The 22,803-nt window shown below is 69.8% G+C and carries 23 protein-coding genes; 11 read left to right on the forward strand and 12 right to left on the reverse strand.

All coding sequences use genetic code 11. From position 1 onward, the window contains the following. Positions 1-63 precede the first annotated feature (63 nt). A complete protein-coding gene (locus FBY35_RS25580) occupies positions 64-708 on the reverse strand; it encodes a response regulator transcription factor (protein ID WP_142216325.1) in 645 nt (214 codons plus the stop codon). After that, complete coding sequence (locus tag FBY35_RS25585) at positions 701-1,846, reverse strand: GAF domain-containing sensor histidine kinase (protein WP_142216326.1); 1,146 nt, start codon at positions 1,844-1,846, stop codon at positions 701-703. Before FBY35_RS25585 ends, FBY35_RS25580 begins: the two co-directional genes overlap by 8 nt. 190 nt (positions 1,847-2,036) lie before the next feature. Between FBY35_RS25585 and FBY35_RS25590 the strand changes: the two genes are divergently transcribed. The 3 genes from FBY35_RS25590 to FBY35_RS25600 all read left to right on the forward strand — a co-directional run bounded on the left by FBY35_RS25590 (position 2,037) and on the right by FBY35_RS25600 (position 4,872). Then, positions 2,037-2,738 (forward strand): SDR family oxidoreductase, encoded by a 702-nt coding sequence (locus FBY35_RS25590; RefSeq protein ID WP_142216327.1) that lies wholly within the window; start codon positions 2,037-2,039, stop codon positions 2,736-2,738. Then, positions 2,735-3,835 carry an S-adenosylmethionine:tRNA ribosyltransferase-isomerase gene (locus FBY35_RS25595; protein ID WP_142216328.1) on the forward strand — a complete coding sequence of 367 codons (1,101 nt, stop codon included), beginning with the start codon at positions 2,735-2,737 and terminating at the stop codon, positions 3,833-3,835. Before FBY35_RS25590 ends, FBY35_RS25595 begins: the two co-directional genes overlap by 4 nt. Positions 3,836-4,113: 278 nt before the next feature. After that, entirely contained in the window at positions 4,114-4,872 is a 759-nt protein-coding gene (locus FBY35_RS25600) for a transglycosylase SLT domain-containing protein (RefSeq protein WP_142216329.1), read from the forward strand. Between the two features lie 82 nt (positions 4,873-4,954). Here FBY35_RS25600 and FBY35_RS25605 read toward each other — a convergent pair whose 3' ends face one another. After that, positions 4,955-7,507: an FHA domain-containing protein gene (locus FBY35_RS25605; RefSeq protein ID WP_142216330.1), complete on the reverse strand. Its 2,553-nt coding sequence runs from the start codon at positions 7,505-7,507 to the stop codon at positions 4,955-4,957. A gap of 233 nt (positions 7,508-7,740) precedes the next feature. Between FBY35_RS25605 and FBY35_RS25610 the strand changes: the two genes are divergently transcribed. Further along, a complete protein-coding gene (locus FBY35_RS25610; RefSeq protein ID WP_142216331.1) occupies positions 7,741-9,339 on the forward strand; it encodes a streptophobe family protein in 1,599 nt (532 codons plus the stop codon). A gap of 151 nt (positions 9,340-9,490) precedes the next feature. After that, the gene (serB, locus tag FBY35_RS25615; protein WP_142216332.1) at positions 9,491-10,708 is read left to right on the forward strand and encodes a phosphoserine phosphatase SerB; all 1,218 of its coding nucleotides are present in this window, start codon (positions 9,491-9,493) and stop codon (positions 10,706-10,708) included. 93 nt (positions 10,709-10,801) lie between these two features. Here serB and FBY35_RS25620 read toward each other — a convergent pair whose 3' ends face one another. The 4 genes from FBY35_RS25620 to FBY35_RS25630 all read right to left on the reverse strand — a co-directional run bounded on the left by FBY35_RS25620 (position 10,802) and on the right by FBY35_RS25630 (position 13,238). Beyond that, on the reverse strand, positions 10,802-11,353 hold the full coding sequence (locus tag FBY35_RS25620) for a histidine phosphatase family protein (protein WP_142216333.1): 552 nt from the start codon (positions 11,351-11,353) through the stop codon (positions 10,802-10,804). Between the two features lie 73 nt (positions 11,354-11,426). After that, positions 11,427-11,633, reverse strand: coding sequence for a hypothetical protein (locus FBY35_RS25625; RefSeq protein ID WP_142216334.1), 207 nt, complete (start codon positions 11,631-11,633; stop codon positions 11,427-11,429). 166 nt (positions 11,634-11,799) lie between these two features. Beyond that, positions 11,800-11,916 (reverse strand): SGM_5486 family transporter-associated protein, encoded by a 117-nt coding sequence (locus tag FBY35_RS37430; RefSeq protein ID WP_260848816.1) that lies wholly within the window; start codon positions 11,914-11,916, stop codon positions 11,800-11,802. A gap of 17 nt (positions 11,917-11,933) precedes the next feature. Beyond that, on the reverse strand, positions 11,934-13,238 hold the full coding sequence (locus FBY35_RS25630; RefSeq protein ID WP_142216335.1) for an MFS transporter: 1,305 nt from the start codon (positions 13,236-13,238) through the stop codon (positions 11,934-11,936). 92 nt (positions 13,239-13,330) lie between these two features. Between FBY35_RS25630 and FBY35_RS25635 the strand changes: the two genes are divergently transcribed. Beyond that, complete coding sequence (locus tag FBY35_RS25635; RefSeq protein WP_142216336.1) at positions 13,331-14,017, forward strand: FadR/GntR family transcriptional regulator; 687 nt, start codon at positions 13,331-13,333, stop codon at positions 14,015-14,017. Here FBY35_RS25635 and FBY35_RS25640 read toward each other — a convergent pair. The 3 genes from FBY35_RS25640 to fabG form a co-directional block, all read right to left on the reverse strand. Further along, positions 13,980-14,354, reverse strand: a complete 375-nt coding sequence (locus tag FBY35_RS25640) for a hypothetical protein (protein ID WP_142216337.1) — start codon at positions 14,352-14,354, stop codon at positions 13,980-13,982. The two genes, FBY35_RS25635 and FBY35_RS25640, sit on opposite strands and share 38 nt — an antisense overlap. 174 nt (positions 14,355-14,528) lie before the next feature. Continuing rightward, on the reverse strand, positions 14,529-15,296 hold the full coding sequence (gene fabI / locus FBY35_RS25645; protein WP_142216338.1) for an enoyl-ACP reductase FabI: 768 nt from the start codon (positions 15,294-15,296) through the stop codon (positions 14,529-14,531). 4 nt (positions 15,297-15,300) lie between these two features. Next, the gene (gene fabG / locus FBY35_RS25650; RefSeq protein ID WP_142216339.1) at positions 15,301-16,005 is read right to left on the reverse strand and encodes a 3-oxoacyl-[acyl-carrier-protein] reductase; all 705 of its coding nucleotides are present in this window, start codon (positions 16,003-16,005) and stop codon (positions 15,301-15,303) included. Between the two features lie 184 nt (positions 16,006-16,189). Between fabG and FBY35_RS25655 the strand changes: the two genes are divergently transcribed. The 3 genes from FBY35_RS25655 to tyrS are packed head-to-tail and all read left to right on the forward strand — an operon-like array spanning position 16,190 to position 20,427. Next, a complete protein-coding gene (locus tag FBY35_RS25655) occupies positions 16,190-17,713 on the forward strand; it encodes a TldD/PmbA family protein (RefSeq protein ID WP_142216340.1) in 1,524 nt (507 codons plus the stop codon). Further along, complete coding sequence (locus FBY35_RS25660; RefSeq protein WP_142216341.1) at positions 17,710-19,101, forward strand: metallopeptidase TldD-related protein; 1,392 nt, start codon at positions 17,710-17,712, stop codon at positions 19,099-19,101. Before FBY35_RS25655 ends, FBY35_RS25660 begins: the two co-directional genes overlap by 4 nt. 57 nt (positions 19,102-19,158) lie before the next feature. Then, on the forward strand, positions 19,159-20,427 hold the full coding sequence (gene tyrS, locus FBY35_RS25665) for a tyrosine--tRNA ligase (protein WP_142216342.1): 1,269 nt from the start codon (positions 19,159-19,161) through the stop codon (positions 20,425-20,427). A 70-nt stretch (positions 20,428-20,497) separates the two neighbouring features. Here tyrS and FBY35_RS25670 read toward each other — a convergent pair whose 3' ends face one another. Next, positions 20,498-20,773 (reverse strand): GlsB/YeaQ/YmgE family stress response membrane protein, encoded by a 276-nt coding sequence (locus FBY35_RS25670; protein WP_142218163.1) that lies wholly within the window; start codon positions 20,771-20,773, stop codon positions 20,498-20,500. 218 nt (positions 20,774-20,991) lie between these two features. On the opposite strand from FBY35_RS25670, the gene FBY35_RS25675 reads away from it, so the two are divergent. Both FBY35_RS25675 and FBY35_RS25680 read left to right on the forward strand, forming a co-directional pair. Next, the gene (locus FBY35_RS25675) at positions 20,992-21,366 is read left to right on the forward strand and encodes a DUF3099 domain-containing protein (RefSeq protein ID WP_142218164.1); all 375 of its coding nucleotides are present in this window, start codon (positions 20,992-20,994) and stop codon (positions 21,364-21,366) included. A 190-nt stretch (positions 21,367-21,556) separates the two neighbouring features. Continuing rightward, on the forward strand, positions 21,557-21,775 hold the full coding sequence (locus FBY35_RS25680; protein ID WP_142216343.1) for a hypothetical protein: 219 nt from the start codon (positions 21,557-21,559) through the stop codon (positions 21,773-21,775). Between the two features lie 21 nt (positions 21,776-21,796). Here FBY35_RS25680 and moaA read toward each other — a convergent pair whose 3' ends face one another. Then, a complete protein-coding gene (moaA, locus tag FBY35_RS25685) occupies positions 21,797-22,786 on the reverse strand; it encodes a GTP 3',8-cyclase MoaA (protein ID WP_142216344.1) in 990 nt (329 codons plus the stop codon). Between the last annotated feature and the right edge of the window lie 17 nt (positions 22,787-22,803).

Genomic DNA, 22,803 nt, shown 5'->3' on the forward strand with positions numbered 1-22,803 from the left:
CACCCGACAGTATGAATGTTCAGACCGGAGGGAGACGGTCCGGTCAGAGTTTCGGCGGCCCCCTCAGTCCGTCAGGCCATGTCGGACCGCCCACAGCGCCGCCTGGGTGCGATCCGCCAGGTCCAGCTTCATCAGAATGTTCGAGACGTGCGTCTTGACGGTCTTCTCCGACAGCACGAGCGCGCGGGCGATCTCCCGGTTGGAACGGCCGTCGGCGATCAGACCCAGGACCTCCCGCTCGCGTTCGGTGAGCGTGCTGCCGCGGCCGGTCCCACTGCCCGGGTCGTCCTCGGAGAGAAGGGCGCCCGCGACCTCCGGCTGGAGCAGCACATGGCCCGCGTGGACGGAGCGGATGGCACCGGCCAGCGCTTCGGGGTCGATGTCCTTGTACACGTAACCCGAAGCGCCCGCGCGCAACGCGGGGACGACCGTGCGCTGCTCGGTGAAGCTGGTGACGATCAGCACCTTGGCAGGATTGGCCAGTTCACGCATTTTGCGGAGCGCGTCGATGCCGTCCGTGCCGGGCATTTTGACGTCCATCAGGACGACGTCCGGTTTCAACTCCTCGGCGCGGGCGACGCCTTCGGCCCCGTCCGCCGCTTCGCCGACGACCTCGATGTCTTCCTGGACCTCGAGGAAGGTACGCAGGCCGCGGCGGACCACCTGGTGGTCGTCGACCAGGAGGACATGAATCGTCTTGTCAGCCACCTGGGACCTCCATCTCGATCGTCGTGCCCTTTCCGGGCTCTGATTGAACGGTGAGCCGGCCGCCGACGCCGCTCGCCCGGTCCCGCATCGAGACGAGTCCCAGATGGCGGCCCGCCCTGCGGACCGTCCACGGCTCGAAGCCCCTGCCGTTGTCGGTGATGCTGAGGACCGCACCCTGGCCGCAACGGACCAACGCCACATCGACCTCGCCCGCGCCGGAGTGCCGCAGGGCATTGTGCAGCGCCTCCTGGGCGACCCGGAGCAGGGCCTCCTCCTGGGCTGCGGGCAGCGCGCGGATGCCGCGGCTGTCGAAGGTGACCCTCGCGCTGTGTGCGCGGTCGAGGACCTGGATCTGCGTACGAAGGGTGTTGACCAGACCGTCCTCGTCGAGGGCGGCGGGGCGCAACTCCACGACCGCGGCGCGCAGTTCGTCCGCGGCCTCTGCGGCGAGCAGGGCGACCTGCTTCAGTTCCCCCTTGGCGCGGGCCGGATCGCGGTCCACCAGCGCGGCGGCGGCCTGTGCGGTCAGGCGGAGCGAGAAAAGCTTCTGACTCACCGCGTCATGCAGTTCGTGGGCGAGGCGGGAGCGCTCCTCGGCGATGGTGAACTCACGGCTGCGCTCGTAGAGCCGGGCGTTGGTCAGGGCTATCGCCGCGTGCTGGGCGAGGATCGAGAGGATCTCCTCGTCCTCCTGGGAGAAGCCGCAGCCGCCTTGCGGCTTCGGGCACTTCTTGTTCGCGAGGAAGAGCGCGCCGATCGTCTCCTCACCGTCCTTGATGGGCAGACCGAGGAAGTCGGACATGTCCGGGTGGGCGGCCGGCCAGCCCTCGAAGCGGGGGTCCTTGCGGACGTCGGCGATCCGCTCGGTCTTCGCTTCGCGCAGCATCGCGGCAAGGATGCCGTGCTGCCGCGGGAGCGGGCCGATCGCCTTCCACTGCGCGTCGGTGATGCCGTCGACCACGAATTGCGCGAAGCCGCCGTGGTCGTCGGGCACGCCCAGCGCCGCGTACTCCGCGTCGAGGAGCTCACGCGCGGACGCCACGATCGTCTTCAGGACGTCACGCACCTCCAGATGCCTGCTCATCGCGAGGAGGGCGGTGCTCACAGCCGCCAGGCCCGAGCTGGGTCGATGGCTCATGACCTCACCGTACCGGCGGGGTGTGACAGTCCGTATCGGGCCGGGGACGGCAGCCGCTTAGGGCTGAGGTCGTAGGTCGAAGTGCCTTGTCCGGTGGGGCCCCGCGCACGAGGCGGTGGACCGGGACGCATTCCTAGGTTGGGGACATCGACACGGAACAGCTCAAGAGCCGGACAAGGGGATGGGCATCATGCCGGTAGCGGTGGTCACTGGAGCTTCCAAGGGACTGGGGCGCGCACTCGCGGCAGCCCTGGCCGAGCGGGGGTGGGACCTGGTGCTGGGGGCCAGGACCGCGAGCGTCCTCGAGGAGAGCGCGCGTCATATCAGTACGGCGTACGGGACGCGGGTGGTGACGGTGGCGGGAGACGTCACCGATGCCGGGCACCGTAAGGAGCTGGTGGCCGCGGCCCGCGGGCTCGGTGGAATCGATCTGCTGGTGAGCAACGCGAGCGCGCTGGGCGCCGAGCCACTGGTGCGGCTGGAGGCGCTCCCCCTTGATGGCCTGCGGACGGCCCTGGAGACGAATGTGGTGGCGGCACTCGGACTCGTACAGGAGGCACTGCCACTGCTGCGGGAGGCCAGGGCGGGCTCGTTGATCGCGGTCAGCTCGGACGCCGCGGCGGAGGCGTACGAGACATGGGGCGGCTACGGGGCGTCCAAAGCGGCGCTCGACCACCTCGCTGCGGTGCTCGCGGTCGAGGAGCCGGGGGTGCGGGTGTGGACGGTCGACCCGGGTGACATGCAGACGGACCTCTACGCGGCGGCCGTGCCCGGCGACAACGATCCGCGCCCCTCGCCCGACTCGGTGGTGCCCGGCTTCCTGCGCCTGCTGGAGGAACGGCCCGCGAGCGGCCGGTACACCGCCCCCGCACTGCTGCAGGCGACTCGATGAGAGCCGGGCAGACACCGGGAGGAGCCGCCGTGCTGGAGGCTTTGGTCGTGCCCGAGGAGCTCTCGGCCCGCGTGCCCGCCGAGGTGCGCGGGTCGGGGCGTGCCGACGTGCGGCTGATGGTCTCGCGCGGGATGGACGTGACCCACCACGCCTTCCGGGACCTGCCCGGGCAGCTGCGGGCCGGTGACGTCCTCGTGGTCAATACGTCCACCACACTGCCCGCCGCCGTCAACGGGCGGGTCGGTGGCGAGGCGGTCGTCGTGCACTTCTCGACCCGCGGTGACGACGGGCGCTGGGCGGTGGAGCTGCGCAGCCCCGACGGCTCGGGGAGCACGGTGAGGCGTGCCGGGGGCCCGCCCGGGGCCGTCGTACGGCTCCCCGGAGGCGAGCGCCTCGTGCTGGACGCGCCCCTGGTCCCCGGGGCGGAGAGGCTGTGGTGGGCGACGGTGTCCGTGAAGGTGCCGGGACTGCTGTCCCGGTACGGCCGCCCGATCCGGTACCGGTACACGGCACAGGACCAGCCCCTGTCCGCGTACCAGACGGTCTTCGCGCTCCCCTCCCCCGGCGGCGCGGGCTCGGCCGAGATGCCGAGCGCGGCCCGGCCCTTCACCGCGCGGCTGGTGGCGGAGCTGGTGAGCCGTGGTGTGCAGTTCGCTCCCCTCACCCTGCATACGGGGGTGGCCTCGGCGGAGGCGCACGAGCCGCCGTATCCGGAGCGCTTCGAGGTGCCCGCCACCACGGCGTGGCTGGTGAACGCCGCGCGGGCGGGCGGCGGGCGGATCGTCGCGGTGGGCACAACCGCCGTACGCGCCCTGGAGTCGGCGGTGGACGCCGATGGTGTGGTGCGGGCGGCAGGGGGCTGGACGGACCTGGTCATCACGCCGGGGCGCGGGGTGCGCGCCGTGGACGGGCTGCTGACCGGGCTGCACGAGCCGCAGGCCTCGCATCTGCTGATGCTGGAGGCGATCGCCGGGCGTGAGGCCCTGGGCCGTTCGTATACCGAGGCGCTGCGCCGGAGTTACCTCTGGCACGAGTTCGGCGACATCCACCTCATTCTCCCGAAACGACCCGACACACCTCACGCTTTGCATTGCTAGAGCAACACCAGGTGAAACCGTTATGCGCCCGATGTGAGCCCGCACATAGGACGCAGATCACTTACGAAGTTCTCTAGTGGATATATAAAGGACGTGTGAGCGGGAACTATGCAGGAGGAACAGCACCATTCGGACACCCTGATCCACTATTGCGGATAGTACGTCACACCTTTGCCACAGCATTTTGCTGGCGCTAAGAATTGCAGCCGTCGCCCGCCGAGGAGCGCAGCGCCGCTCCGGCCTGATGCGACTTCCGCTATTCGAAGAGGTACGACTGTATGTCCGCGTCCAGCACCCGCCTGACCAAGACCCACAAGGTCTCGATCGCCGGCATCGCCGCCGCCGCCGTTGCAGCCGTCACGTTCTCCCTCGTCCCCGGCAACGCCTCCGCCGGCTCGGAGACCGAGGCCCTGTCCTCCACCCCCGTGGCTCAGGCCGCCGGCGTCCACACCAGCATCTCCAAGCAGCAGACGGCCCTGGCTGCCAAGGCCAAGGCTGACGCCGCCGCCAAGGCCAAGGCCGCCGCTGCGGCGAAGGCCAAGGCCAAGGCGGCCGCTGCCGCCAAGGCGAAGGCCAAGGCTGCTGCCGCCGCCAAGAAGAAGGCCGCAGCCGCGGCCAAGAAGAAGGCCGCCGCCAAGGCCGCTGCCAAAGCCGCCGCGAAGAAGCGCGCCAAGCAGCAGGCCGCCAGCCGTGCCGCAGCTCGCAAGCCGATCTACGCCAACAACCTTGACGGCTGGATCAAGGAGTCGCTGGCCATCATGAAGAAGCACCACATCCCGGGCTCGTACAACGGCCTGCACCGCAACATCATGCGTGAGTCCAGCGGCAACCCGAACGCCATCAACAACTGGGACATCAACGCGATCAACGGTGTCCCGTCGATCGGCCTGCTGCAGGTCATCAAGCCGACGTTCGACGCCTACCACGTGGCGGGTACGGCCCACAGCCAGTACGACCCGGTCGCCAACATCGTCGCCGCGGCCAACTACGCCGCCGACCGTTACGGCTCGATCGACAACGTCAACAGTGCCTACTGAGCGGACCTGACCGAAGCTCAGCAGACGCCGGAGGGCGGCACCCAGTGCGGGGTGCCGCCCTTCGGCGTATCGGCGTTCCTTCTTACTTGCGCATGACCTCGGGCTCGTGGCGGCGCAGCAGTCGCGCGACCGCGACACCGCAGATGACACCGATCACCAGCAGGATGGTGATGTTCATGCCCCACTGGCCCGCCGAGTGCTCCCACAGGGGGTCCAGGTCGGTGGGCTTGTTCGGGTCCCACGGTGGCATCAGGTGCGAGAGGTCGAGCGTCGCGCCCGCACCGGCGATGGCCCAGCGGGACGGCATCAGCCAGGCGAACTGCTCCAGGCCGGGAGAACCGTAGACCTGGAAGAGGATGCCGGTGAAGACGACCTGGACGATGGCGAACATGACCAGCAGCGGCATGGTCTTCTCGGCGGTCTTCACCAGCGAGGAGATGACCAGGCCGAACATCATAGAGGTGAAGCCCAGCGCGATGACGACGAGGCAGATCTCGACGGCGGGCGGCATGATCAGGCCCTCTGCGGGCAGCTCGCGGCTGGCGAAGCCGATGCCGCAGATGATGACGCCCTGCAGGGCGGTGATCAGGCCGAGGACGATGACCTTGGACATCAGGTACGCCGAGCGGGCCAGGCCGGTGGCCCGTTCCCGTTCGTAGATGACCCGTTCCTTGATCAGCTCTCGTACGGAGTTGGCCGCGCCCGAGAAGCACATGCCGACCGCGAGGATCAGCATGATCGTGCCCGCGTCGCCGTTGAACCTGCTCGGCGGCTTGGGCGGCGCGAGGCCGAACTTCGCCGGGATGACCACGCTGACCAGGCCGAGGACCGCGGGCAGGATGACCATCAGGCCCATGAAGCCCTTGTCGGACGCGATGACCGAGGAGTAGCGGCGGATCAGCGTCCACAGCTGGGAGCCCCAGCTCTGCGGCTTCGGCGGGCGCATCTGCTGCGGGGGCGGCATGTGCACCGACTGCGCGGCGACGGCGTCGATGTCGGCCGCGTACATCTGGTAGTGCTGCGAGCCGCGCCAGCGCCCCGCCCAGTCGTAGTCGCGGTAGTTCTCGAACGCCGAGAAGACATCGGCCCAGGTGCTGTAGCCGAAGAAGTTGAGCGCTTCCTCCGGCGGACCGAAGTACGCCACCGAGCCGCCGGGGGCCATGACCAGCAGCTTGTCGCACAGCGCAAGCTCGGCCACGGAGTGGGTGACCACCAGGACCGTACGGCCGTCGTCGGCGAGGCCGCGCAACAGCTGCATGACGTCGCGGTCCATGCCCGGGTCGAGGCCGGAGGTCGGCTCGTCCAGGAAGATCAGCGACGGCTTGGTCAGCAGCTCCAGGGCGACCGAGACGCGCTTGCGCTGGCCGCCGGAGAGCGAGGTGACCTTCTTTTCCTTGTGGATGTCGAGCTTGAGCTCGCGCAGCACCTCGTCGATACGGGCTTCACGCTCGGCCTCGGCGGTGTCACCGGGGAAGCGGAGCTTGGCCGCGTACTTGAGCGCCTTACGGACGGTGAGTTCCTTGTGCAGGATGTCGTCCTGCGGGACCAGGCCTATGCGCTGGCGCAGTTCGGCGAACTGCTTGTAGAGGCTGCGGTTGTCGTAGAGGACGTCGCCCTGGTTGGCGGGCCGGTAGCCGGTGAGCGCCTTGAGCAGGGTGGACTTGCCGGAGCCTGAGGGGCCGATGACGCCGATGAGCGACTTTTCAGGTACGCCGAAGGAGACGTCCCGAAGGATCTGCTTGCCGCCGTCGACCGTCACGGTGAGGTGGCGGGCGGAGAAGGAGATCTCACCGGTGTCGACAAACTCCTCGAGGCGGTCGCCGACGAGACGGAACGTCGAGTGGCCGACGCCGACGATGTCGTTCGGGCCGATGAGTACCGTGCCGGACTTGGCGATCGGCTGACCGTTGACATACGTGCCGTTGTGGGATCCGAGGTCCCGGATCTCGAAGCGGCCGTCGGGGGTGGCCACGAACTCGGCGTGGTGGCGCGAGACCTGGAGGTCGGAGACGACCAGTTCGTTCTCGAGCGCACGACCAATTCGCATCACCCGGCCGAGGGCCAGCTGGTGGAAGGTGGTCGGGCTGCGGTCCCCGTACACCGGCGGGGCCCCCGCGACACCGCCGGCACCGCCGGGTCCTTGCTGGTGCGGGACCGGCGCCTGGGGCTGCGGCCAGGCCTGCTGCGGTTGTTGGGCAGGGGCCTGCTGCTGTTGCTGCCATCCCTGCGGCGGGGCCGGGGCCTGGTGGGCCGGGGCCTGCTGCTTGACCGCCTGCTGCTGCGGTGCCTGCTGAGGCGCGGCGCCTTGAGCGCTGTACGCACCGGCCGCGGCGCCGCCCGAGAGGCTCAGCCTCGGGCCGTCGGTGGCATTGCCCAGGTGCACGGCCGAGCCGGGGCCGATCTCCATCTGATGGATCCGCTGGCCCTGTACATAAGTGCCGTTGGTGCTGCCGTGGTCCTCGATCACCCAACTGCGGCCGTCCCAGCTGATGCTGGCGTGCCGCCACGAGACCCTTGCGTCGTCGATCACCAGGTCGCCCTGCGGATCACGTCCGAGGGTGTATGACCTGGACGGATCGAGGGTCCAGGTCCTTCCGTTCAATTCCAGTACGAGTTCCGGCACTCCATGCCCCACTAGTTGTCCCCCGAGTTACCCCCATCACAGGGAGTCTAGGGATGGCGAACATCGTGAGGAACTATTTCAGGCGTCCTCCCGTATCCGAAAGCCGGGCTGTGTGAAGACCGCGTCCGGGATGACCGTTGACGCAGGAGAAACACGCACGGAGCATGGTAAGCACCCATGAGTGCATACGGATCATGCGCGAATGGGGGTAACTGGGGCAAACCCAGCAAGGATCGGGGGGTCCGATGGGCGCAGGCGGCAGTGCCGGGAAGGTGCCGTGGGTCGATGTGCTGCTGGCGTCGATCGCCGCGGTGAGCTGGGCACTCGTGGGAATGGCGGGCGCGGCCGCGCTCGGACTGCATCTGCTGGGCGCGGATTCGGCGGGGTCGCTCGGGCCGATGACCGCGGCGGTGGTGGTGCTCGCGGTCGGCGGCTCGGTCACTCCCACAGGGGATGTGTCCGCGTTCGGGCTGGAAGGTACGCAGGCGCGGACGGCCGTCGAGATCACGCCACTTGGGATCGGTCTCGTCGGGGCACTGCTTCTTGCGTACTTCTTTCTACGTTCGCTGCGGCGCGCGGGGCCGCACATCGCGGGGAGCGAACTCGCCGCGCGGGCGGGCGGAGTGGTGATCCTGTTCGTCGCGACGGTCGCCGGCTTGGCGTGGGCAGGTCACGACGTCATCACAATCGACGGAGCGGAGCTGGGTCTTGACGCTCTGCCGGGCGTCGGAGGAGCAGACGGAGGCGGCATCGAGGTGCCGGGACTCGGCGACATCGGAGGGCTGCTGCCGGACCGGCTCGGGGACCTGGCGGACGCGAAGGCGGCGGTGGGGTTCAGCGTGAACACCGCGGACTCGCTGGCGGGTGCGCTCTTGTGGGTGCTGGGGGTGCTGGTGATCTCGCTGCTCGCCTCGCGACGTACGCCGCTGCCGGGCGGGGCTCTGGCCGCAGCCGTGCGGTGCCACGTGCGCCCGGCGGCGTCCGCCCTTGTTACGGTGCTGCTGGTCGCGGTCCTCGCGGGGTATGCGGCTGCGGGGTACGCGGCGATCGGCGACGACCACCCGAAACGGATCGCGGGGGCCGCGTTGCTCGGGGCGCCGAACGGGGTGTGGCTCGGTGTGCCGCTCGGGCTGTTCGTGCCGTGGGACGGCAAGGCGACGGGTGAGCTCGCGAAGCTGCTGCCGGATCCCCTCGACGAACTGCTGAGGGTGTCCGCGGACGAGCCCGTGACGGTCGGCAGGCTGGCCGAGCTGGACGGGCGGATGTGGCTGCTGGCGGTCGCGGCGGCGGTGATGGTGCTGTACGCGGGAGTGCTGGCGGCGGCGCGTACGCCCGCGGGCCGCGGGGGCTTTGCGTTTACGGGACGGTGCGCGGTGCGGCTGGGTATGGTCACGGCCCTGGCCCTGCCCCTGCTGGTGTGGCTGACCGATGTCTCGGTCGACGCGTCACTGTCGGTGCTCGGCTTCGACGCGTTCGGCGCGGGCATCGAGTTGCACGGGGCGCTGGGGCCGGCGCTGCTGCTGGGGGCGGCGTGGGGAGCGGGGGCGGGTGGGCTCGGGGCGCTGCTCGTGTACGCGACGCGGGGTGGTGGCCGGGCGGAGGGGGCGGCGCCCGAGCCGGGGACGGGGGCGGATGTGCCGGGGCCGTACCGTCCGGCGCCGCCCTACCGGCCGTCGAACGACGACACGAACCCGTATCTGCGCCCCCCGCCGGAGATCCACGGCGCGACGACGATGGCCGGCCCCTTCCCGGCGGCCGCGCCCCCGCCCCCTCCGCGCCCGCGCCCGCCGGAGCCCCCGGAGGACGGGCCGCCACCTCCGCGACCACCGGGAGGGGCGCGCTGACATTGCCCGGCGATGCGGGCGCCACGGGGTGTGGGGCCCCCAGTTCACCTCCCCGGGGGCCCGCCGAGCAGCCCAGGTCCGGGACCCGCGCCGTCCGTCAGGCGGGACAGCTCGTCTCGCTTCCGCCCGCGCCCGATACGGTGGAAGCACCATGAGCGCATCGCAGACCTCCGACGTACGTACCCTCCTCGTCAAGATCTTCGGGAAGGACCGTCCCGGGATCACCGCCGGGCTCTTCGACACCCTCGCCGCCTACTCCGTCGACGTCGTCGACATCGAGCAGGTCGTCACCCGGGGCCGCATCGTGCTGTGCGCCCTCGTCACCGCTCCGACCGCCGACGGGACGACCGAGGGGGAGCTCCGGGCCACCGTCCACAGCTGGGCCGAGTCGCTGAAGCTGCAGGCAGAGATCATCTCGGGCACCGGCGACAACCGTCCCCGCGGCAGCGGGCGTTCCCATGTGACCGTTCTCGGGCACCCGCTGACCGCCGAGTCGACCGCCGCCATAGCGGCGAGGATCACCGCCACCGGCGGGAACATCGACCGGATCTTCCGGCTGGCCAAGTATCCGGTCACCGCGGTGGAGTTCGCGGTGTCCGGTACGGAGACCGAGGCGCTGCGGACCGTGCTGGCGACGGAGGCCGCCGGGATCGGGGTCGATGTGGCCGTCGTGTCGGCCGGGCTGCACCGACGCGCGCAGCGGCTGGTCGTGATGGATGTGGACTCGACGCTCATCCAGGACGAGGTAATCGAGCTGTTCGCGGCACACGCGGGCTGTGAGGACAAGGTCGCCGAGGTCACCGCCGCCGCGATGCGCGGGGAGCTGGATTTCGAGCAGTCGCTGCACGCCCGAGTCGCGCTGCTCGCAGGGCTCGACGCCTCGGTGGTGGACAAGGTGCGCGAGGAGGTGCGGATGACTCCTGGCGCCCGCACTCTGATCCGTACGCTCAAGCGTCTCGGCTTCCAAGTGGGTGTTGTGTCGGGCGGGTTCACACAGGTCACGGACGCCCTCAAGGAGCAGCTCGGGCTCGATTTCGCCTCGGCGAACACGCTGGAGATCGTGGACGGGAAGCTCACGGGGCGGGTGACCGGCGAGGTCGTGGACCGTGCCGGCAAGGCGCGGCTGCTGCGCCGGTTCGCCGCGGAGGCGGGAGTGCCGCTCGCGCAGACCGTGGCGATCGGCGACGGCGCGAATGATCTGGACATGCTCAACGCTGCCGGTCTGGGCGTGGCCTTCAACGCCAAGCCCGTGGTCCGCCGCGCCGCCCACACCGCGGTCAATGTGCCGTTCCTGGACACCGTTCTGTATCTGCTGGGCATCACCCGCGAAGAGGTCGAGGCCGCGGACGACCCGGACGCGGAACACTAGGTCCTGTCCGGCAGGACGCGGAACACCAGGCCCTGTCCGGCAGAAGGCCCCGGTGCGAGGAAGCGCTCCGGGGCCGTTTGTCGGACGGGAGCGTTACTCGTGCGGCGCCCAGTAGTCGAGCAGTGTGCCCACACCGTGCTCCACGGACTTCCACGAGCCGGTGAAGCCGACCACCGCGAATGCCGCGGTGGGGAAGCCGGTCTTGGTCATCCGTGCCGGTGCGTCGCCCTCCCCGTTGCCGGCGAGCGCGTCCGCGAGCGCGTGCATCCCCGGATTGTGGCCGATGACAAGCAGTTCGCTCACCTCGTCCGGGGTCTCGTTCAGCAGTGCGAGAAGTTCGCCGAGGGAGGCGTCGTACAGCCTCTCCTCGTACACCGTCTTGGGGCGGTGCGGCAGCTCGTGAACCGCCAGCTTCCAGGTCTCCCGGGTTCTGCTCGCGGTGGAGCACAGCGCCAGGTCGAAGGCGATACCTGTATCAGCCAGCTTGCGGCCTGCCACCGCCGCTTCCTGACGGCCGCGCTCGGCGAGCGGGCGGTCGTGGTCGGACACCTGCGGCCAGTCGGCTTTCGCATGCCGAAGGAGGACGATCCTGCGGGATTCGGGAGATCCGGGGGCTGTCCCCCCGGAAGACACGGCGTCGCTCATGCACCCCAGCTTCGCATGAAATGAGCCAGCGGGCGCAGGGTGTTGACGCTCTCCCCCGTCACGGGTGAATACGTCACCGGGACAGAGTCTGCTGGATACGCTCCAGGATCTGGCCGACCGCGGGCTCACCGCCCGCGGCATGTGCCTGGGCGGGGCCGGCGATCAGGAGGAGCAGTACGGCGAAGGCGAGCGTCGGCAGGGCGAGCGCCCACCACGGCAGCCGGATGTCGACGCCGCCGGTGGCCTTGGGGTGGGGCCGGGTGTGCGTGTGGGCCGACATGGCCGCCTCCGTGACTGCCGTAGGTCTGCGGTTCGATGCTTCAAACCTACGGATCATGGAGCCACGGGCCCATCCGGTGAGCCACCCACTTCACCCTGAGCCTGCCCCCCTAGGGGATGGTGGTGCCAGCACCACCATGCCGTCCGAGGAGCGGCCAACTTCCGTGTCAGGGCGAGGCGATGGAGGCGATGATCGCGATCACGACGGTGATGGCGATCATGGCTCCGAAGACATAGAGGAGCTTCTTCTGGCCGTTCTGGGGGTTCGGGTCGAGCACAGGCATGGAACCAGTCTCGCACCTCAGCATTCGTCCTCGATCGTCCGGTCCCGCCCGGCCAGGACGCCGATCGCGACCTGCGGCACGATCAGCCCCGCCATCAGCGCTATCGGCAGGTCCCAGCCGCCGCTGTGCTGGTAGAGCACGCCGACCAGCAGCGGGCCGGGGATGGAGATCAGATAGCCGGTGGACTGCGCGAAGGCCGACAGGCGCCCGACTCCGGCGCCGGTGCGCGAGCGCATGCCGATCATGGTGAGGGCGAGCGGGAAGGCGCAGTTGGAGATGCCGAGCAGCAGCGCCCACGCCCAGGCTGCGGCGGCGGGCGCGAAGAGCAGGCCCGTGTAGCCGGTCAGCCCGCACAGGCCGAGGGCGACGACGATCGGGCCCTGGTTCCTCATCCGGGTGGCGAGCCGCGGGATGACGAAGGCGAGCGGCACACCCATCACCATGGTCACGGCGAGCAGCACCCCGGCCGTGCCCGCGGGGACCCCGGCGTCGCGGAAGATCTGCGGCATCCAGCCCATGGTGATGTACGCCCCGGTGGCCTGGAGGCCGAAGTAGCAGGCCAGCGCCCATGCGGTGGGGCTGCGGGTGATACTGGGCGCCGGGGAGTCCTCGGCCCGTACGGCGACTGTGCTCCGCGCAGCCGCGCCGCGGTGGCGGACGAGGCCGATCCAGGGCAGTACGGCGAGGGCGGCGAGGAGGGCCCAGATCCCGAGCCCGAGGCGCCAACTGCCGCCCAGCGCCTCGGTCACCGGCACGGTCGCAGCCGCGGCGACGGAGGTGCCGAGCGCCAGCGCCATCGAGTAGAGCCCGGTCATGGAGCCGACCCGGTCGGGGAAGTACTGCTTGACGATCACCGGCATCAGGACGTTGCTGACGGCGATGCCCACCAGGGCGAGCGCGCTGGCGGCGAGGAAACCCGCCGTTCCGCCCGCGAAGGGCCTGATCAACAGGCCGGTGGCGATGGCCGCCATGCCCGCGCAGACGACAGCGCCCGGGCCTGGGCGGCGGGCGAGCCGGGGGGCCGCGATCCCGAAGACCGCGAAGCAGAGCGGCGGCACGGAGGTCAGGACGCCGGCCGCACTGCCGCTCATGTGCAGTCCGACCCTGGCCTCTTCGAGGAGTGCGCCGAGGCTGGTGATGGCGGGGCGGAGATTGAGGGCCGCGAGGAAGATCCCGACGACGACGAGATGGGTGAACCGGACCGCGGGCCGCCGGTCCGTGACGACCACGGCGGTACGGTCGGTGAGGGCGGGGCTCTGCGCCTGGGGCTCGATCTGGGTCCGAGTTTGGGTCCGGGTCTGGGTCCGGGTCTCGTCGGGCATGAGGCCATCATAGAATCATGGGATGATTGGTTGTCCAATCCTTCAACCACTTCCGTACGCCCTTCACATGACTCTCGTACGCAAGGAGCACCATGGCGCTGACCTCTCCCCGGCGTTCCGCGCTCTCCGATCAGGTGATCGCCGAGCTGCGGAACCAGATCACCTCGGGCGAGTGGCCGGTGGGCTCACGTATCCCCACCGAACCGGAACTGGTCGGGCAGCTGGGCGTGGCCCGCAACACCGTGCGTGAGGCGGTCCGCGCGCTCGCCCACAACGGCCTTCTGGACATCCGCCAGGGCTCGGGGACCTATGTCGTGGCGACGAGCGAGCTGGCCGGTGTCATGCACCGCCGGTTCGCCGACGCCGACCCGCGGCACATCGCCGAGCTGCGCTCCACCCTGGAGTCCTCGGCCGCAAGGCTGGCCGCGCAGCGGCGTACGGACAAGGACCTGAAGCAGTTGGACACGCTTCTGGCCCGGCGCGACGAGGCCTGGGCCTCGGGGGACGCGGAGCAGTTCGTCGCCGCCGACGCGACGTTCCATCTCGCGGTGGCCGCCGCCTCGCACAACGAGGTGCTCAGCGAGCTCTACGCGGACCTGGGCGATCTGCTGCGCGACTGGCTGCGCGACGACGTGGGCCACGAGCTGCGCCCGGAGCGCCACATGGATCACGCGCGGATGGTCGAGGCGATCCGCGGGGGCGACGGCGACACGGCGGCGACGGAGGCCGCGAGCTATCCGTTCATGTGCCTGGGGAATCCCCCACGGGCTGATGGCTGACCCACACCTCGCCGATCTCCTTCCAGCAGCGGTCGGTGAGTTCCGCGTAGTCCGCCGGGCCCACGTCGACGGGCGCGCTGTCGGCGTCGATGTCCCACCAGCGCTCGCACTCGACATGCAGCCGGACGCGGTCGGTGGAGGGGTAGGGGTTGTGGCAGTAGGCGGTGGCCCGGGAGCCCTCGATGACGGTGCGGCAGTCGGCCTGGTACGTCCGGGGCGGGGACTGCGGCCGGTGCTCGGGCTCTTCACGGTGCTGCTGGGAGACGGCGGCCGGTGCCGCACACACGAGGACGGTCACCGTGGCAGGTACGAGCGCGGAGCGCCAGGTCGTACGCACAAGCGGGACCTCCTCGGCCGTACTGCGGCCGGGTAGCCGCGGCTGCACCACAAGGGGGATTGCCCCTCAAGCCTCGCCGCCGGGGCGCGGTACCGCGCGGCCTCGGGGGCCGAACGGGCGACGCCCCGTCCCCCGCGCGCTGCGGGGAACGGGGCGTCGATGCCGTACGGGAGGCTACGCGCCCATCATGTGCACGCCGCCGTCCACGTGGACGATCTCGCCGGTGGTCTTCGGGAACCAGTCCGAGAGCAGGGCGACGACTCCGCGGCCGGTCGGCTCCGGGTCCGCCATGTTCCACTCCAGCGGGGAGCGGTGGTTCCACACGTCCGCGAGCTCCGAGAAGCCCGGGATGGACTTGGCGGCCATGGAGCCGATGGGTCCGGCCGAGATCAGGTTGCAGCGGATGTTCTGCTTGCCCAGGTCACGGGCGAGGTAGCGGGAGGTGGCCTCCAGCGCCGCCTTCGCGGGCCCCATCCAGTCGTACTGCGGCCAGGCGAACTGTGCGTCGAAGGTGAGACCGACGACCGAACCGCCCTCCTGCATCAGCGGCAGGCAGGCCATTGTCAGCGACTTCAGCGAGAACGCCGAGACGTGCATCGCGGTCGAGACCGACTCGAACGGGGTGTTGAGGAAGTTGCCGCCGAGGGCGTCCTGCGGGGCGAAGCCGATGGAGTGGACGACACCGTCGAGGCTGCCGAGCTCCTCACGGACCAGGTCGGCGAGCCGGTTCAGGTGCTCGCTGTTGGTCACATCCAGCTCGATGACCTTGGCGGGCCTGGGCAGCTTCTTGGCGATGCGCTCGGTCAGCGTGGGCCGGGGGAAGGCGGTGAGGATGACCTCGGCGCCCTGCTCCTGTGCCAGCTTCGCGGTGTGGAAGGCGATGGAGGACTCCATCAGCACACCGGTGATCAGGATGCGCTTGCCGGCGAGGATTCCACTCATGTGATCAGTGACCCATGCCCAATCCGCCGTCAACAGGGATGACGGCTCCAGTGATGTACGAGGCGTCGTCGGAGGCGAGGAAGCGCACCGTGGCGGCGATCTCCTCCGGCTGCGCGTAACGGCCGAGCGGCACCTGCGAGACGATGCCCGCGCGCTGCTCGTCGTTGAGCACCTTGGTCATGTCGGTGTCGACAAAACCGGGTGCGACGACGTTGAAGGTGATGTTCCGCGAACCGAGTTCGCGGGCCAGCGAGCGGGCGAAGCCGACGAGACCCGCCTTGGAGGCGGCGTAGTTGGCCTGTCCCGCCGAGCCCAGCAGCCCGACCACGGAGGAGACCAGCACGACGCGGCCCTTCTTGGCGCGCAGCATGCCACGGTTGGCGCGCTTGACGACCCGGAAGGTGCCGGTGAGGTTGGTGTCGAGGACGGAGGTGAAGTCCTCCTCGGACATCCGCATCAGAAGCTGGTCCTTGGTGACACCGGCGTTCGCCACCAGCACCTCGACAGGCCCGTGCTTCTCCTCGATCTCCTTGTAGGCCTGCTCCACCTGCTCGGAGTCGGTGATGTCGCACTTGACGGCCAGGAAGCCGGCCGGCGGCTCCCCCGAGCGGTAGGTGATCGCGACCTTGTCGCCGGCCTCGGCGAACGCGCGGGCGATGGCGAGGCCGATGCCCCGGTTTCCTCCGGTGACGAGAACCGAGCGGCTCAACGGATCACCCTTTCGATAGCGGTCTGGTACTCGAAAACCTATCGGTCCCGCACCCCCCGCGGAGAATCGGGCCCTGACAGCGCCTACATCCAGTCGCTGTCGGGTCCCTACAGAATGGCGCTGGGCAAGGGCCCCTCCGGCGCGACATGATCGGGACGACCCGTCTCAACGACAGGAGACATCCGTGCCTCATTCCATCGACGAAGCCTTCACGGCGCTGCCGCTGCGGGCCCTCGCCGACGCGGCACTCGCCCGGGCGCGTGCGCTCGGCGCCGAGCACGCCGACTTCCGCTTCGAGCGCGTACGCAGTGCGGCGTGGCGGCTGCGCGACGCCAAGCCCGCCGGCTCGTCCGACACCACCGACCTCGGTTACGCGGTGCGGGTCGTGCACGGCGGCGCCTGGGGGTTCGCCTCCGGAGTCGACATGACCATGGACGCGGCCGCCAAGGTCGCGGGCCAGGCGGTCGCGATGGCCAAGCTGTCGGCGAAGGTGATCGCCGCGGCCGGCTCCGACGAGAGGGTGGAGCTGGCCGAGGAGCCGGTGCATGCGGACCGCACCTGGATCTCCTCGTACGAGATCAACCCCTTCGAGGTACCCGACGAGGACAAGACCGCGCTGCTCACCGAGTGGAGCACGCGTCTGCTTCGGGCGGAAGGCGTGGCGCACGTGGACGCGACGCTGCTCACCGTGCAGGAGAACAAGTTCTACGCGGACACGGCGGGAACCGTCACCACCCAGCAGCGGGTGCGGCTGCATCCGGCGCTCACGGCCGTCGCGGTCGACGAGACGACGGGCGAGTTCGACTCGATGCGCACGATCGCCCCGCCGGTGGGCCGCGGCTGGGAGTATCTGACCGGCACGGGCTGGGACTGGGACGCCGAGCTGGAGCAGATCCCGGGGCTGCTCGCCGAGAAGATGCGTGCGCCGAGCGTCGAGGCCGGGCGCTACGACCTGGTGGTCGACCCGTCGAATCTCTGGCTGACCATCCATGAGTCGATCGGCCACGCCACCGAGCTGGACCGGGCGCTGGGGTACGAAGCGGCGTACGCGGGGACGTCCTTCGCCACCTTCGACAAGCTGGGGAAGCTGGCCTACGGCTCCTCGGTGATGAATGTGACCGGCGACCGGACCGCCGAGCACGGGCTCGCGACCATCGGCTACGACGACGAGGGCGTCGAGGCGCAGTCGTGGGACCTGGTCAAGGACGGGACGCTGGTGGGCTACCAGCTGGACCGGCGGATCGCGAAGCTGACGGGCCTCGGCCGCTCCAACGGCTGCGCGTTCGCGGACTCCCCCGGCCATGTGCCGGTACAGCGGATGGCGAACGTGTCGTTGCAGCCGGATCCGGGCGGACTGTCCACGGAGGATCTGATCGGCGGCGTGGAACGCGGGATCTACGTGGTCGGCGACCGGTCGTGGTCGATCGACATGCAGCGCTACAACTTCCAGTTCACCGGGCAGCGATTCTTCCGTATCGAGAACGGGAAGCTGGCGGGCCAGCTGCGCGATGTCGCCTACCAGGCGACGACGACCGACTTCTGGGGCTCGATGGAGAAGGTGGGCGGCCCGCAGACCTATGTCCTGGGCGGCGCCTTCAACTGCGGCAAGGCCCAGCCGGGCCAGGTCGCCGCGGTCTCCCACGGCTGCCCGTCCGCGCTGTTCCGCGGCGTGAACATTCTGAACACGACTCAGGAGGCCGGTCGATGAGCCGCACCAGCAAGCCGCACGAGATCGTCGAGCGGGCCCTCGAACTGTCCACCGCCGACGGTTGCGTCGTCATCGCCGACGAGCACTCCTCCGCCAATCTGCGCTGGGCGGGCAATGCCCTGACCACCAACGGCGTCACCCGCGGCCGCACCCTCACCGTCATCGCCACTGTCGACGGCTCCGAGGGCACCGCGTCCGGTGTCGTATCGCGCTCCGCCGTCACCGCCGACGACCTCGAACCGCTCGTACGAGCCGCCGAGGCCGCCGCGCGCGGGGCCGACCCCGCCGAGGACGCTCAGCCGCTCGTCGAAGGGGTCCCCGCGTCCCCCGACTTCACGGACGCGCCCGACGAGACATCGTCCGCCGTCTTCGCGGACTTCGCTCCGGCGCTGGGCGAGGCGTTCGCCCGCGCCCGGGCCGGAGGCCGTGAGCTGTACGGCTTCGCCAACCACGAGCTCACCTCCACCTACCTCGGCACGTCGACGGGGCTGCGGCTGCGCCACGACCAACCCAACGGCACCCTGGAGCTCAACGCCAAGTCCCCCGACCGCTCCCGTTCCGCCTGGGCGGGCCGCTCGACGCGGGACTTCAAGGACGTCGACCCCGCCCTGCTCGACGCGGAGCTCGCCGGCCGGCTCGGCTGGGCCGAGCGCCGGATCGACCTGCCGGCGGGCCGGTACGAGACGCTGCTGCCGCCCACGGCTGTGGCCGATCTGCTGATCTACCAGCTGTGGTCGTCGACGGCCCGGGACGCGGCCGAGGGCCGGACGGTCTTCTCCAAGCCGGGCGGCGGCACACGTATCGGGGAGACGCTCTCGCCGCTGCCGCTGACCCTGCGCAGCAACCCGAACGAAGCGGGTCTGGAGTCGGCACCGTTCGTGGTCGCACACTCCTCCGGCGACGACGCGTCGGTCTTCGACAACGGCCTGCCGCTGTCGGCGACGGACTGGGTACGCGACGGAAAACTGGAGCATCTGGTCACCACCCGGCACAGTGCGGCTCTGACCGGCCTGCCCGTCGCGCCCGGAGCGGGCAATCTGATCCTCGACGGCGGTGGCGAGCGCTCGCTGGACGAGATGGTCTCGGCGACCGCCCGCGGGCTGCTGCTGACCTGCCTCTGGTACATCCGCGAGGTCGACCCGGCGACGCTGCTGCTGACCGGGCTGACCAGGGACGGCGTGTACCTCGTCGAGAACGGCGAGGTGGTCGGCGAGGTGAACAACTTCCGTTTCAACGAGTCGCCCGTCGATCTGCTCTCGCGGACGACCGAGGCGGGACGCAGCGAGAAGACACTGCCGCGTGAGTGGGGCGACTGGTTCACGCGGGCCGCGATGCCCGCGCTGCGCATCCCTGATTTCAATATGAGTTCGGTCAGCCAGGGCGTATAACCTCGTACTCGTCCCTGGACACACCGAACGCTGCACATCGAAGGAGACGCGAGAGACGTGACGGACATCGTCGACGAACTGCAGTGGCGTGGGCTGATCGCCCTCTCCACTGACGAGGACGCATTGCGCAAGGCGTTCGCGGACGGTCCCGTCACGTTCTATTGCGGCTTCGACCCGACCGCGCCCAGCCTGCACCTGGGCAATCTGGTCCAGATTCTCACCATGCGCCGGATCCAGCTGGCGGGAAACCGCCCGCTGGGTCTGGTCGGCGGCGCCACCGGACTGATCGGTGACCCGAAGCCGAACTCCGAGCGCACGCTCAACGCGCCGGAGGTCGTCGCGGGCTGGGTGGAGCGGCTGCGCGGGCAGATCGAGCGCTTCCTCGACTTCGAGGGCCCCCACGCCGCGACCATGGTCAACAACCTGGACTGGACGGCGGGCCTGTCGGCGATCGACTTCCTGCGCGACGTCGGCAAGTACTTCCGGGTCAACAAGATGATCGCCAAGGAGGCGGTCGCCCGGCGGCTGAACTCCGACGCGGGCATCAGCTACACCGAGTTCAGCTACCAGATCCTGCAAGGCATGGACTTCCTGGAGCTGAACCGGCGGTACGGCTGCACACTGCAGACCGGCGGCAGCGACCAGTGGGGCAATCTGACCGCGGGCACCGACCTGATCCACCGGGTCGTGCCGGAGGCGGAGGTGCATGCGCTGGCCACCCCGCTGATCACCAAGGCGGACGGTACGAAGTTCGGCAAGACGGAGACCGGCACAGTCTGGCTCGACCCGGAGCGTACGACTCCGTACGCCTTCTACCAGTTCTGGCTGAACGCGGACGACCGGGACGTCTCCAAGTTCCTCCGGATCTTCAGCTTCAAGTCCCGCGAGGAGATCGAGGGGCTGGAGACGCTGACGGAGGAGCGGCCGCAGGCGCGTGCCGCGCAGCGGGCGCTGGCGGAGGAGCTGACGACACTCGTGCACGGCGAGGACGAGTGCGCGGCCGTCGTCAATGCCTCGAAGGCGCTGTTCGGGCAGGGCGAGCTGGCCGGGCTGGACGAGCCGACGCTGCGCGCTGCGCTCTCCGAGCTGCCGCACGCCCGGGTCGCCGAGCTGGCTCCGGTCGTGGACCTGTTCGCGGAGGTGGGTCTTGTGGCCAGCAAGTCGGCCGCCCGCCGCACCGTCAAGGAGGGCGGGGCCTACGTGAACAACGTCAAGGTCGCCGCGGAGGACGCGGTGCCGGCGCCTGAGGATCTGCTGCACGGCCGCTGGCTGGTGCTGCGCCGGGGCAAGAAGAACCTGGCCGCGGTCGAGGTCACCACGGGCTGACCGTCATCATTCAGGGCTCCGCCCCGAACCCCCGCGCTGCCGGGGTTCGGGGCGGAGCCCTTTTCGGCGCTCAGGCTCGCTGTCTGTTGCCGCGCACGGCGGTGTAGGCCATGTCGCCCAGAAACACGATCACCACGGCCGCCGCGAGCTGGAGTACGTGGCGCCCCCAGTCGATGCCGCTCGTCTCGTCGATGCCGAACCCGCGCGCCAGCGCATTGCCGATCAAGGCGCCGATGATGCCGAAAATGGTGGTCAGCCAGAGCGGACTGTGCTGTTTGCCGGGGATGATCGCCTTGGCGATCAGACCGAGCACAAATCCCACGATGATCGCCCACAACCAGCCCATGGCTGCCTCCTCGTACGGCTCGGCGTGAGCAGTTACGCAGTCAGTCTCGGTCCGGCCTCCGTACGGCGCATGTCGGATGCGGCCGTACGGGCCGTGGCGCAGCACCGGCACGCAGTTGGGTCCCCGCCCCGGTCTCGTAGGTGTCCGATGTGCGGCGTACGGTGGAAGGCGTCAGGACCGGGGAGCGTTCCGACGCGGAAATCGGGTGGTGGAACGTGATGCGGAAGCACGGCGACGCGGAGGTCTTCCGGATCACGGGAGCACGCCAGGGCCTCGCGGACGATGTGCGCGGACGGCAGCGCCGCTATGTGATCTCGATGTCGGTCCGCACCGTGGCCGTGATCCTTGCCGCGGTGCTGTGGAATGTGGAACGCCCTGTGGCGATCGTGGCGCTGGTGCTCGGTGGGATTCTCCCCTATATCGCCGTGGTGATCGCCAACGCGGGCCGGGAAAACGCCCCTTCGGCGCTCCCCACGTTCGTCCCCGCCCCGTCCCGGCCGATGATCACGCCCGCCCCCACGCCCGCCCCCGCGGAAGGGGAGCCGGAAGCCGGTGGAGCCGGGCCCAAGGCTCAGGGGCGGGCGCAGAGCTGATTCAGGGGCTCCGGAAGCTCAGGAAAAGCTCAGATCAATCATGAAGTTCCTGTGCACCTGACCCCACTCCCCGTGACATACTTCGTAGGCGCTCCGCATCCCCCGTCGGAGCGACGGACCGACGCCGGGCAGCTCCCCCCGTGGCTGCTCGGCGTCGCCATGTGATCGCTATTTCCGTACGGATGCACGTGTGAGTGATGAGACCCCGATCTGCTCCGCGAAGGGCTGCCGCGCCGAGGCTGTCTGGGTGCTCGCGTGGAACAACCCGAAGCTGCACACTCCGGAGCGCCGCAAGACCTGGCTCGCCTGTGACGAGCACCGCGAGCACCTCTCCAACTTCCTTGGCCTGCGCGGCTTTCTGAAGGATGTCGTCACGCTGGAGGAGTGGGAGCGCGAACAACATCCCTAGGGGTTCGCGAGGGGCTCGCGCTCAGCCGCCGATCGCCGACATCGGGCGGTCGGGCTGCAGGAACGACGGGTCGTCGAGGCCCGAGCCTGCCTTCTTGCCCCACATCGCCAGCTTCCATATGCGGGCGATCTCCTCGTCAGGCGCGTCCGAGCGCAGCGCTGCCCGCAGGTCCGTCTCCTCCCGGGCGAACAGGCAGGTGCGCACCTGGCCGTCGGCGGTGAGCCGGGTGCGGTCGCAGGCGGAGCAGAAGGGGCGGGTGACGGAGGCGATGACTCCGACGCGGTGCGGCCCGCCGTCCACGATCCAGCGCTCGGCGGGCGCGGAACCGCGCTCCTGCTCGCCCTCGGCGGTGAGGGTGAAGCGCGTACGCAGCGACTCCAGGATGTCGCCCGCGGTAATCATGCCGTCGCGCTTCCAGCCGTGCTGGGCGTCCAGTGGCATCTGCTCGATGAAGCGCAGCTCGTAGTCATGGGCCACGGCCCAGGCCAGCAGCTCGGGGGCCTCGTCGTCATTGAGGCCCGGCATCAGGACCGTGTTGACCTTGACCGGAGTGAGGCCCGCCTCGCGGGCGGCCTCCAGGCCGTCCAGCACGTCGTGGTGGCGGTCGCGGCGCGTGAGGGTCTTGAAGACCTCGGGCCGCAAAGTGTCCAGCGAGACATTGACCCGGTCCAGGCCCGCGGCCTTGAGGGCGGCCGCGGTGCGCTTGAGACCTATGCCATTGGTGGTCAGGGACATCGTGGGGCGGGGTGCGAGAGCGGCGCAGCGCTCCACGATCCCGACCAGGCCGGGCCGCAGCAGCGGCTCCCCGCCGGTGAAGCGGACCTCGGTGATGCCGAGATCGGTGACGGCAATACGGATCAGCCGGACAATCTCGTCGTCACTGAGCAGATCGGGCTTGGCGAGCCACTGCAGGCCTTCTTCGGGCATGCAGTACGTACACCGCAGATTGCAGCGGTCGGTGAGTGAAACACGCAGGTCAGTGGCCACACGGCCATAGGTGTCGATGAGCACTGTGGGCCCCCTCCCCG

The organism is Streptomyces sp. SLBN-118 (assembly GCF_006715635.1).
GTDB lineage: Bacteria > Actinomycetota > Actinomycetes > Streptomycetales > Streptomycetaceae > Streptomyces.

Coding starts and splice junctions, on each gene's coding strand:
- FBY35_RS25670 (WP_142218163.1), bottom strand. CDS start 20,773: ATGGGCTGGTTGTGGGCGATCATCGTGGGATTTGTGCTCGGTCTGATC.
- FBY35_RS25660 (WP_142216341.1), top strand. CDS start 17,710: ATGAGCCGCACCAGCAAGCCGCACGAGATCGTCGAGCGGGCCCTCGAA.
- FBY35_RS25610 (WP_142216331.1), top strand. CDS start 7,741: ATGGGCGCAGGCGGCAGTGCCGGGAAGGTGCCGTGGGTCGATGTGCTG.
- serB (WP_142216332.1), top strand. CDS start 9,491: ATGAGCGCATCGCAGACCTCCGACGTACGTACCCTCCTCGTCAAGATC.
- FBY35_RS25585 (WP_142216326.1), bottom strand. CDS start 1,846: ATGAGCCATCGACCCAGCTCGGGCCTGGCGGCTGTGAGCACCGCCCTC.
- FBY35_RS37430 (WP_260848816.1), bottom strand. CDS start 11,916: ATGCCTGTGCTCGACCCGAACCCCCAGAACGGCCAGAAGAAGCTCCTC.
- FBY35_RS25630 (WP_142216335.1), bottom strand. CDS start 13,238: ATGCCCGACGAGACCCGGACCCAGACCCGGACCCAAACTCGGACCCAG.
- FBY35_RS25625 (WP_142216334.1), bottom strand. CDS start 11,633: ATGTCGGCCCACACGCACACCCGGCCCCACCCCAAGGCCACCGGCGGC.
- FBY35_RS25635 (WP_142216336.1), top strand. CDS start 13,331: ATGGCGCTGACCTCTCCCCGGCGTTCCGCGCTCTCCGATCAGGTGATC.
- FBY35_RS25590 (WP_142216327.1), top strand. CDS start 2,037: ATGCCGGTAGCGGTGGTCACTGGAGCTTCCAAGGGACTGGGGCGCGCA.
- FBY35_RS25595 (WP_142216328.1), top strand. CDS start 2,735: ATGAGAGCCGGGCAGACACCGGGAGGAGCCGCCGTGCTGGAGGCTTTG.
- FBY35_RS25675 (WP_142218164.1), top strand. CDS start 20,992: ATGCGGAAGCACGGCGACGCGGAGGTCTTCCGGATCACGGGAGCACGC.
- fabI (WP_142216338.1), bottom strand. CDS start 15,296: ATGAGTGGAATCCTCGCCGGCAAGCGCATCCTGATCACCGGTGTGCTG.
- FBY35_RS25620 (WP_142216333.1), bottom strand. CDS start 11,353: ATGAGCGACGCCGTGTCTTCCGGGGGGACAGCCCCCGGATCTCCCGAA.
- FBY35_RS25600 (WP_142216329.1), top strand. CDS start 4,114: ATGTCCGCGTCCAGCACCCGCCTGACCAAGACCCACAAGGTCTCGATC.